General features: G+C 47.0%; 8 protein-coding genes. 4 read left to right on the forward strand and 4 right to left on the reverse strand.

Annotation, left to right across the window (positions count from 1 at the left end):
* The 3 genes from QT990_RS34510 to QT990_RS34520 form a co-directional block, all read left to right on the forward strand.
* Positions 1-223 (forward strand): hypothetical protein (locus tag QT990_RS34510; RefSeq protein WP_333147975.1); only part of this gene is annotated, 223 nt, incomplete at its 5' end.
* 560 nt (positions 224-783) lie between these two features.
* Positions 784-2,532: a CapA family protein gene (locus QT990_RS34515; protein WP_333147973.1), complete on the forward strand. Its 1,749-nt coding sequence runs from the start codon at positions 784-786 to the stop codon at positions 2,530-2,532.
* A gap of 287 nt (positions 2,533-2,819) precedes the next feature.
* Positions 2,820-2,909, forward strand: a complete 90-nt coding sequence (locus tag QT990_RS34520) for a transposase (RefSeq protein WP_333147970.1) — start codon at positions 2,820-2,822, stop codon at positions 2,907-2,909.
* A gap of 116 nt (positions 2,910-3,025) precedes the next feature.
* Here the strand turns inward: QT990_RS34520 and QT990_RS34525 are convergent, their stop codons facing one another.
* The 4 genes from QT990_RS34525 to QT990_RS34540 all read right to left on the reverse strand — a co-directional run bounded on the left by QT990_RS34525 (position 3,026) and on the right by QT990_RS34540 (position 8,692).
* Positions 3,026-4,357, reverse strand: coding sequence for a Rieske 2Fe-2S domain-containing protein (locus QT990_RS34525; RefSeq protein WP_333147968.1), 1,332 nt, complete (start codon positions 4,355-4,357; stop codon positions 3,026-3,028).
* 369 nt (positions 4,358-4,726) lie between these two features.
* Positions 4,727-6,481 carry a Rieske (2Fe-2S) protein gene (locus QT990_RS34530; RefSeq protein ID WP_333147966.1) on the reverse strand — a complete coding sequence of 585 codons (1,755 nt, stop codon included), beginning with the start codon at positions 6,479-6,481 and terminating at the stop codon, positions 4,727-4,729.
* A 131-nt stretch (positions 6,482-6,612) separates the two neighbouring features.
* A complete protein-coding gene (locus QT990_RS34535) occupies positions 6,613-7,707 on the reverse strand; it encodes a PfkB family carbohydrate kinase (RefSeq protein WP_333147963.1) in 1,095 nt (364 codons plus the stop codon).
* Between the two features lie 433 nt (positions 7,708-8,140).
* Positions 8,141-8,692 carry a response regulator gene (locus tag QT990_RS34540; RefSeq protein WP_333147961.1) on the reverse strand — a complete coding sequence of 184 codons (552 nt, stop codon included), beginning with the start codon at positions 8,690-8,692 and terminating at the stop codon, positions 8,141-8,143.
* 198 nt (positions 8,693-8,890) lie between these two features.
* On the opposite strand from QT990_RS34540, the gene QT990_RS34545 reads away from it, so the two are divergent.
* Positions 8,891-9,940: a lipoyl synthase gene (locus tag QT990_RS34545; protein ID WP_333301008.1), complete on the forward strand. Its 1,050-nt coding sequence runs from the start codon at positions 8,891-8,893 to the stop codon at positions 9,938-9,940.
* Positions 9,941-10,569: the final 629 nt, after the last annotated feature.

Genomic DNA, 10,569 nt, shown 5'->3' on the forward strand with positions numbered 1-10,569 from the left:
GCACCTGACTTGCATCGCACCAGTTCTTAACCCATGCCACGTCAAGTGCGACCGATATATTCAGCAAGCCCTATTTAGTTTCAAACGAACAACTACATCGGCGGCCGCGACTTTAGCAGCGGCATCCCGAAAGTTGATTGCAGCTAATCTCACCTACGTGCAGTGTGCAGTGCAGGCCCCGCAGCGCAGCATTGCGGGGGCGTTAGCAGACGATTGTGGCTAGCCGTCTATTTCTCACCAATAGCGTGGCTTGACCAAAATTTTAACAAGCTTCCGAGCCTGCGGGTAGATCGTTTTTGTGTGAATTTGGGCGGAAGTGGGACAGGGGCATTGGCACTCGTAACGATAAACTCGGTTTTTTCGTTAATTCTTCGCTGCTAAACCGCCTATTTTCAGTACATTCCAGGACGCACTCTCGACGCTCACAAACCCGTTTTATTTACCCAAAATGCTGTAACAAAGAGAGCGCTGATTTGACGGATGTTAATTTGAAGGGGGCAATTATGCCGGATAGAAGTGTTTGGGCGATCGACTAAGATAACCGTTAGGAAATATTGTAGTCAGCTAGCAAGCGCCAAAAATCATACTATCTTGTAAAAGCAGGGTCGGATTTAGTTAGGATCTGTAGTGAGAGCGAGTAGACCCTTTCACGCAGGCGTCCTCTGCCAACGTTTTGTTTATTTGTACCCACTTACTTAAGTTAAATCAATCGGTATTTAATGCTGTGCCGCCAAATTTGATATAAGATCGAGCTAAATTTCTAGTGTGAGAGTAGAGGCGTTTGTGAGCCAACAAGATATTTTAAATTTAGCAAAAGAAGGCGATGCCAGGGCGATCGCATTTCTGATCGGCCAAGCACTCCAAAGCTTCGGCGTCACGGCTAAAGCCAGCCGGGAAAATGACAGCCTGCACCTGCTGCTGGAAGCAGAACATTTACCCGCAGAAGAAGCCTGTCTCCGAGTCGCAGTCAAAGGGTTGCAGCGGCTGCAACCAAATAACCTTTACTCAGTGACAGTTTACGGGCGGCGCGACGGCGAGCAATTGCCCGCTTGGACTCAGACGGTAGAATTAAAAAAACGCTTGACTTCCGAACCCGTGAGTCCGTTAGTTGCCGTGAATGCCGCAGTAGCTGCCAGTGCAGCAGTAGCCGCTAGTTTACCCGCTTCTCCCATTCCTGTGACTTTGCCCAAGCTAGAAAAACCTCAAAATGTCACCACTGCGCCCACTCAAACACCAGAACAATCTCCGCCCCAACCCCCTAAAATCCCAACTCCAAAACCCCCACATCAAAGGCAGCAAAAGCCATCACCGCAGCCAGAATTAGCAGGCACTAAAACTAAAAAATCTGGGCTGTCAGTCGGTGTTCTGAGTCTAATTCTCGTACCGATATCCGGCTTTGTGCTGGCTTCTCAACTTTACAAATCCTCACCCACCGCTACTAATAACCCTCTAACGTCAAAGCCTGCGGTACAAGAAGTGAGCTCGACACCCGCACCAGCAGCCGCAGCCAAACCCCTTCCCGCTGCAAAATCGCCCTCCCCGGCTGCCAAAAAACCTGCCATTGTGCCCGCCACTGTCAGCATCAAAGCAGTTGGTGACATGATCCCCGGCACAAATTATCCCTACAACAAACTGCCGGCAAAAAAAGAGATGTTATTGGCGTCCGTAAAACCGTACCTCCAAGGAGCTGATATTCTGTTTGGCAATTTTGAAAGCACGATGACCGATTATCCTTACAGTTCCAAAGCAGGCGGCGGACGAATGCTGTTTGCCTTTCGGACGCCTCCGAGTTATGCCAAAATTTTCAAAGATGTTGGTTTTGATATTTTGAGTATTGCCAACAATCACTCTTACGATTTTAACGAGCAGGGATTTAAGGACACGATTAAAAACATCGACAGCAACGGCATGAAGGCTGTTGGCAAAAGAGATCAAATTGTTTATAAAAATGTCAAGGGTGTGAATTTTGCCTTTATCGGTTTCAGCAACTACGGCGACGTTCACAATTCCTTGCTGGAACTGAAAGCGGGAGCAGAAGTTGTCAAAAAAGCTAAGGAAAAGGCTGATATTGTAGTGATATCAGTTCATGCTGGAGCTGAAGGAACGGGAGCTATCAATGTGAGAAATAAAACTGAGTTCTTTTACGGAGAAAACCGGGGAAATATGGTTTTGTTTTCGCGGACGATGATTGATGCGGGAGCAGATTTGATTTTGGGACATGGCCCGCACGTTCCCAGAGCGATGGAACTTTATAAAGGGAAATTGATTGCTTATTCCCTGGGCAATTTTTTGGGTTATCGCACTTTGTCCACAGCCGGAGCACTCGGTAAATCTCTAATTTTGGATGTGAAAATGACTCCGCAAGGGGATTTTGTTTCTGGTAAGATTATCCCCATCCAACTTGACGGGCGAGGTGTGCCGACTGTTGATAACAATTTTAGGACTGTGGGGTTGATTGACCGTTTGACCAAGAGCGATTTTCCCAAGACAGATTTGAAAATTGATGACAAGGGGATAATTTCCAAGAAATGATCGGGGCAATTATTTACTGAAGAAGTGCCTTATGACTCAATACGGTTCAGTTAGGGCTTTCAGACGAATTTCATTTCACGCATTTATCAGAGTTCCAGACTTGTGAAAGGAAATCAGATTATTCTTATCTGAACCGTATTGAGACCAAGATGAGCGTCAAAATAGCTCATACAGAGTTCAAGGATTGGCTGAATTATGTGCAAATATTTTTCCAAGAATCAACTTAGACAATTGTTAATTATTTTGAAGGGATTTGTAATTACTTTCTTAATCGCACAACAAGTAGAGTGATATCAGGAATAAATAATCGAATTAAGTTAATTATGCGACAAGGATATGGCTTTTCAAACTTTGATAATTTTCGAGAAGCGTATTAGCTTGCTTTTCTAATTAGATAAAAATATCACCGCAAGTTCAGGAGAACCCGCTAATCTAGTGATAACTTTATCTAACAAAATAAGCAAGCTAATACTTTTTCCAAGCATGAACGCCTCTATCTGTCCGCATGGATGTAGTCCACAAAGTAAAATCTCGGACGAAGCCAGAATATCAGCCAAGCGTAAGCTCCTAAACCTAATAGTGCTGTCACAATTAAGGGTAAACCCAGAGTCAGTTGCAATCTATCGGGAAGGAGAGCAACAGCGCAAACAGTAATAGCAAAGTAGATTAAAAGCACTGCTTGCAAGCGTTGCACAATCAAAAGTGCTTCTCGACAGCTACGACAATGTTGGGTGTGTTGTTTGTAGCGATCGAGGATTGGTTCGCGATCGCTATTGATATTCCGTGTTGGTGGAACATTGATTCCAACTTCGCTCCAAGGTAGTTGTCCGTGACAATAGCGATCAAACCAATTCCTAAACTCTATTACTAAACGGTCTGCACTTGTAGGTAGCTTATAGGCAGTTTTCCAGCTTTGGGTAGATTGTGTTTGTTGGAGAAAATATTCTTGCTGCTGTAGAAGAACCATATCTCCATCAAGAACCAGATTGCGATTGCTGATGTGATCCCACCAACGGGGTGTGAGATGATGGAGTGTTTTGCCAAAGTTACGGGTAAAAGAAGCGACAATTCTGGACTTACCGGGAGATACAGGTATACAGTAGGTGATAAGTCCAAACTGTTTGCTGCCATCGTTAAAACTGAACGCATACTCCAAGCGACAAGGTGGTTCAAAAGTGATTGTTCTTTGTACATCTGTTCCTATAGTCGCTTCAATCAAATTGGGTGTTGATTGCACAATTTTTATCGGGAGCGGTCTTGCTTGTTTGCGATCGCCCTGCACGCCGTGATGAGAAAAAGGAACATGACTCGGATCTGCCACATTTTCCACAAGAGTTTGCCAGTCATATTCTAAATCTCGTACAAAAGAAGACCAAACAAAGCCTTTAGTTGCATCTATTTGCGGTGATAAAGGTAAGGGTGTATTTGCAGCTTGTTCGCTTGATTTTGCATCTGGCCAAATCCAGAGTAAATCCTGTTGCTGACGAACTGGTAGTGCTACAGCACACAGATTTTCTTTATTCTTGCTTACAAGTTCTGGATTTTCCGCTTGGGGAATATGAGTACAAATTCCTTGCCGATCGAATTGCCAACCATGATAGCTACACATTAAATTCCCTGTTTCGTCATCAATGCGACCCTCACTTAGGGGAGCAAGCCGATGCGGACATCGATCTAAAAACACTTGGAAAGTTTCAGATGATTTTGGTTTCCAGATGACTAAACGCAGTCCCAGAAGTGTCACAGATGTTGGTTGCTTGGGATCTAAATCTTCGACTGGCGAAAGAGGATACCAATGCTGAAAAAAATTGAATTCGGGTTTCATTTTATCTCCTGAAGGCAGAGGACAGGAGGCAGGAGAAATGCTTCCGTCCTCTGCCCACGACTAAAAGCAGTAAGGGTTTAAAACCCCTTCCAAATCTGGAGATTTGGGAGCACTCGTTTAGACGGGGTTGGAATCCCTGTCTAAACGAAACATAAGAGCCTCCTTATTTTAATCCCAGACGCCACGAACTGTATAGCGGCTTGCACTTTATTTACGCGTGGGATCCCACACCCTACATCCCACACCCAGTGAATCAACCTGATGGGAATGTAGGGTTCTGCTCAATGAGTTTTCTTGTGGAGTGGGCAGGAGATCCCGCCCAAAAAAGGATTATTGATATTGGTGCAAGATGTGAGTTATGACGAGAAGCTATACTTCCGGTGACTCCTCAAATAAGCGATCGCCCCGGTGCAATCGATCGGCCATTTGATAAGTTTGTGCTTGCGATCGCACTGTCGGGGCATGGGCGGCTAAATACCTTGCCGCCGCTACTAATACCACAATGCGATCGCCCGCATTCTCTAATAAAGCATACTGGCGAAATGCCACTTCTACCTGCTGAATAACGTGGAAATCCCGATTTTCCCGCAGCATCAGTTTTCCTAAAACTGCCATCAACCGTTCCGATTTGCCACCGCTATATAAGTATTTGGCAACTAATTTACCGACTTGATTCACCTGTTGCTGTCTGTCCAACAAGTCTGGCAGTTGTTTGAGCAATTCCTCTGGATTCTCAACTACATCTGTTGGTTCGGGAAGTCGCGCAGGCGGTACATTTAAGAAACGGTTGAGATATACGCCGATCGCTGCATCGAAAACTCCCCGCAGCAACTCTACTGAAGGCGATCGTCGCAATCCTTGATGCACCGCATTCGCAAAGGTAAAGGGATGGTGCGCTGAATTCCAGTCGCTGTGGTCGTTATTCGTATTAAACCGGGCTACGCGGAGGGCAGCAGCATAAGTGACTGCACTGGCTAATTCGTCTTCGCTACAACCTTCTTTCAAGGCAGTTAAAAGTGCATCGACGATCGCCAATACATCTTCGCCCAACAACATCGGAATTAACTGTTCTCTTCCCAACCAATTGCCCCGGTGCGATCGGCCCATTTCTAAAGCTGCAGGCAACTGCGCCATTGCTGACTCTAAAATTGCCACCACATCCACAGGGTAGCGCCAAGAACTCGACTCTTCCATGCGCGCCGCATTCGCCAAACCAGCCACCAAACTCGCGAAAACAGTTTCTGCCCCTTCCCAATTCACTGCATCCAGGGCTTCTAACGCCTTGTTAATAAAGTCGAGGCTGTGACCGACATCAATGTAGCGGTGGTCAGTAGCGGCAGCAAACAGCATATCAGCAATTTGTTCTCGTTCAAGAGGCGCGCGTACTGCTGTCAACAAACATCGTTCCGCCGCTTCACTGTCTCTGATTTCAATAAATTGCCGGAACCAGCTTTTGAGTGTCTCTGCATCAACCTCAGAATTAGGCAAGGGGTGAACCGCAAAGTGAGGAGGTGCGCCTGCACTATCGCGGGCCACTGCCGAAAGTCCCTGATAGAGGGCGGGGGCTCGGTCTTCTGGATCTAGATAAGGCAGTATATTCATCAAGCAGGTGTGGATCGATAAACCCGTATCCCATCCCGATTTGTTGTAGCGGGTGCCAAATTCTAATCCGATTTGGAAAGGTTCGCTGGCAGTTGCCCCCTGATCTAGCAAGGCAATCACTGACTTGGCGATGACTAGAGAAATTCCTTGTTCTAACCCATCTTGAAGTCGCTGGCGCTGGTGGGCGTAAGGGTCAAGCTGTTGTGCTAAATTTACCCAAACTTCCCCGTCGCGAATTTCCGCTGGGAACGATCGCACGTCGTCGGCCCAAGAGTCAAAAGTACCGCCGCTGGCGACATCAAAGCGGGCGTAGTGCCAAGGACAGGTGACTATGCCATCTTTGCAAGTGCTGCCGTTGAGGGGAAAACCCATGTGGGGACAGCGGTTGTCGATCGCGTATACCCGATCGTTTGAGTAAAAAAGGGCGATCGTGTGTTTTTCCAAATTCACTAACAAACTGCCCTTTGTCTCGACTTCTGCAAGTTTCGCAGCGCGAACGTAATAGCCTGAAGTCTCAGCCATAAGTTTTTAAACTAATTTATATATAAACTAGATTAACTCAATGCCAGGGTATTTGCCTGAAGTAAAACAGGATTAAAAACTCAAGTGCTGATAGATGCTCGATCGATCGCCAGCAGGTTTATGTTTTGGCTTTATTCCAGATTCAGGAGCGATAGCAAAGCTTCTTTCATCTCCTCTACCGTTGTTGTCGCCGTACCGAATTGACGCACGACAATACTAGCCGCCAAATTGCCCAAAACTGCCGCTTCCCAACCCGATGCACCGACGCACAAAGCTAAAGTCATTGCTGCTACAACTGTATCTCCAGCACCGGTTACGTCGAATACATCAGTCTTGTTAAAAGGGGGAATGTCCCAACTTTGAATGGCAAATTCCCCCTTTTCACAATTCGATGTTGGAGAAGGTGAATTTTTGATTTCTTGGCCGTTGGCCCTTTCAAACAAAGTCATCCCTTCTTCGCCGCGAGTAATCAGGATTTTTTGAGCTTGAGTTAAGTTCAATAAATCGCGTCCTGCTTGCATTAAAGTGTGAGGGTTTTTGATAGCATATCCGACGGCTTGCTCGGCTTCTGGCAAGTTCGGAGTAAACAGCATTGCTCCAGAATATCGCTGCAAATTTATTTGAGCGTCTACAATTGTTTTGCCGGGAACCACTGCCGATTCGATCGCCAAATTTGTCAATACTCCGTCGCCGTAGTCGGAACAAACCACGGCATCTACTGTTGGTATTTGCTGCCGGATGTAGTCTGCCAATTGCAACTGCAAATCTAAATCCGGCAACTCGTCCGATTTGCGATCGACTCGGACAATTTGCTGAGTCACCGACTGCCGCGCGTGCCCGGAAATTCGAGTTTTGGTGACTGTTGGACGCTGCGAATCGATTAAAATCCCACCCGTATCAATTCCCGCCGCCTCAAAAATACCGCACAAAGCCTTTCCCTGGTCGTCTTTTCCCACCAAACCAGCAACTTTTACTTTGCCTCCCAGTTTGGCTAAATTATAGACAGCATTTGCGCCACCTCCGGGTACTTGCTGAGTATTTTCGTAGCGCAAAATCAACACAGGTGCTTCGCGGGAAATTCGCTCTACTTGTCCGGTAAGAAACTCGTCCAAGGTCAAATCTCCGATCGCTAATACCTGCGCTCGATCGAAGCAGTCTAATCTTTTCAATAATTGCTCTGTTGAGGCACGCAGTTGAGGCAAAAAATCGGAATAGTCGTTAGTCATTAACCAAAAAAATGAGACTGAGGAGTTGATAATTGAGTGTGGAACGAGCGGGAATTAAAAAGGGAGCATCTCAATGAAAGCAGCCCAGCTAGAAATTGGAGTTTTGAGGCCCGAGGCAGGAGGCAGGAGGCAGGAGGCAGGAGCAAAGAGGAAGAAGAAAGGAGCCAGAAGAAGTGTTTTTACACATATGAGATGCTCCCATTAAAAATCCTAATATAAATTAATAATTAATTTCCTCCCTTGTTTTATTTTTAACTTTTAATTGATTTTCTCACTGGGATTTTGAGAAACCAGTTGCAGGCTATTGGCGATCGCACTTGCTCAAACAATTTGGCAAAAAAATGCCGATAAAATCGCAGCCCTTGAGACTCAACGGAAAGTTTCACGGTGTGGAAGTTTCCTTCTACATAAGTGCCTTCAAAAAACAGCAGAATTATTTCAATTTCTGCTTGATGATTGTAATCACCTGAGTCATTTGTTTTTTGAGTGCATCAATTTCCGCTTGCATTTTCGCCATTTTCACAGTCATCGCCTCAATTTCGGCGGCGCCCCCTCCCGAAGTGGGTGCAGCGGCGGCGGCTGGGGCTTCCGGCACTGGTTTCTTTTTGGCCAGTACCATCGCCGATTTGATCGCCTCGGTTAGCTGCTTCTTCTCAAACGGTTTGGCGATAAATGCAAAAAAATGCTTCTCAAAGGGTTTCGGAATTTTTTCCATCACCTCTTCTTCGCGGCCCGACATGATCACCAAAGGTATCTTAGAAAGCTCAGGATGGGCTTGCACTTTTTGATACACTTCCCAACCGCTGACTTTGGGCAGTAGGAAATCTAACATAATTAGATTTGGACGGGCTTGACGGATCAGTTTGAGTCCCTCTTCGCCGTCTTTTGCTTCTAGAACTTCAAAGTTACCCTGCGGCAACATCTCTCGGACTCGGACGCGGATGACTTTACTGTCATCGATTACCAAGATTTTTTGACCAGCCACGACTGACTCCTTCAGTAATGAATGAGTGATGATTTGCAACCTTCAGTATATCCCTAACAGAATTCTACCCATAATTCTGGGCGAGTTTAGTTTTGTTGCACCTCGGCGCGATCCTGATTTCGGGTGGTACTCCTACAAGTTCAGGGGCTTTGATTTCGGATACGATCGAAGGAATTAACTCAATCGCCACTTAATTTTATGTCCCCCCAAACTCCTAAAACTCCTACTGTCAAAGCAGTTGCCGCCCAAATGCGGGGTGAAATCGAGGCGATGCCGGAGTGGTTGCGTAGGCCCGTTGGCAAAGCTAGCGAACTTTCCCAAGTGCAAAAAATTATCAAACAGCGGCAAATTCACACGATTTGTGAGGAGGGGAGATGTCCCAACCGGGGCGAGTGCTACGCGCAAAAAACGGCGACTTTTTTGTTGATGGGGCCGACTTGCACCCGCGCTTGTGCTTTTTGTCAAGTAGATAAAGGTCATTCTCCGATGCCGCTAGACCCGGAGGAACCGCAAAAGGTGGCGGAGGCTGTGCAGTTGTTGGGTTTGCGCTATGCGGTGCTGACTTCGGTGGCGAGGGATGATTTGCCGGATGGGGGTGCGGGTTGGTTTGCCAGGACGATCGCCCAAATCCGCATCCTTAACCCGCATACTGAAGTTGAGGTACTGACGCCGGATTTTTGGGGGGGAACAGGTAGGGGCGGTGCCCCCGTGCCCGCCCTCCCCGTGCCCGCCCTCCCCGTGCCCGCCCTCCCCGTGCCCGCCCTCCCCGTGCCCGCCCTCCCCGTGCCCGCACCCGACGGGGAGAATTCCGGCCTTGATGAGTTGCAGCGACAGCGAATTCGCACGGTGGTGGAGGCTAAACCCGCTTGTTACAACCACAATATTGAGACGGTGCGTCGGTTGCAAGGGCCGGTGCGGAGGGGGGCGAAGTACGATCGCTCGATCGACGTTCTGCGTATTGTTAAGCAATATGACCCTACTATTCCCACAAAATCCGGTTTGATGTTGGGGCACGGGGAAACCGAAGCCGAGATAGTCGAAGCGATGACAGATTTGCGGGACGCCAAGTGCGATCGGCTCACCCTCGGTCAATACATGAGACCATCTCTAGAGCACCTCCCAGTGCGTAAATACTGGACGCCGACCGAATTTGACCGCTTCGGGTCGATCGCGCGGGAGATGGGGTTTGAGCGCGTGCGATCGGGGCCTCTCGTCCGCAGTTCCTACCACGCCGGAGAGAGCGATTGAAACTAATTTGAATTCAACTCGGTATAAACTTGTTACCAAGAAATTGGGTATAAAGCCCCGTCCTTCTAGGACGGCTTTAATTAATTATCAACTTTTGTTAATTGTTTTCTTGAACTTTCTTGCATTGTGTTCATTGTAGAGTACAATAACTAGACTACAGGTAGAATAACCGCCGATACACATGAGACACCACGCTCAAACGACGGGTCGGAAAACAATAATGGTTAGTGGGTAGCGAAAACCACGAAAAACATCGCTGGGCTAACTAATGTAAGCCAAAATCAGAGACTAAACTTTTTATTTCTAAAATGTACTGTCTAAAATGTACTGTGGGGCACACAGAAACAAGAGAAGCAATTCTCGAAAGCTTGGGGAGACAAACCCTCGCGAGGCTATCTAAATTAAGCTCGATATTTGGTTCTTTTGAACGGATACCAGGTTTAAACACTGCCGCAAGGATAGATAGTTTTAAGGTAGGTCGCAGAACCAAGAATCCCCTCGCCTTCAGGCAGGGGAGCAATTGCTAGGATGATATTTTCCTAGACTTTTAGATAATACTCATGACAATTGGTGTAGACTGAAGTAGCCTGCATAAAACCATCAGTAATGATGACTTGGACTTTCTCTCA

Origin of the sequence: Microcoleus sp. T3_B1 (genome assembly GCF_036700445.1) — a bacterium.
Taxonomy (GTDB): domain Bacteria; phylum Cyanobacteriota; class Cyanobacteriia; order Cyanobacteriales; family Microcoleaceae; genus Microcoleus.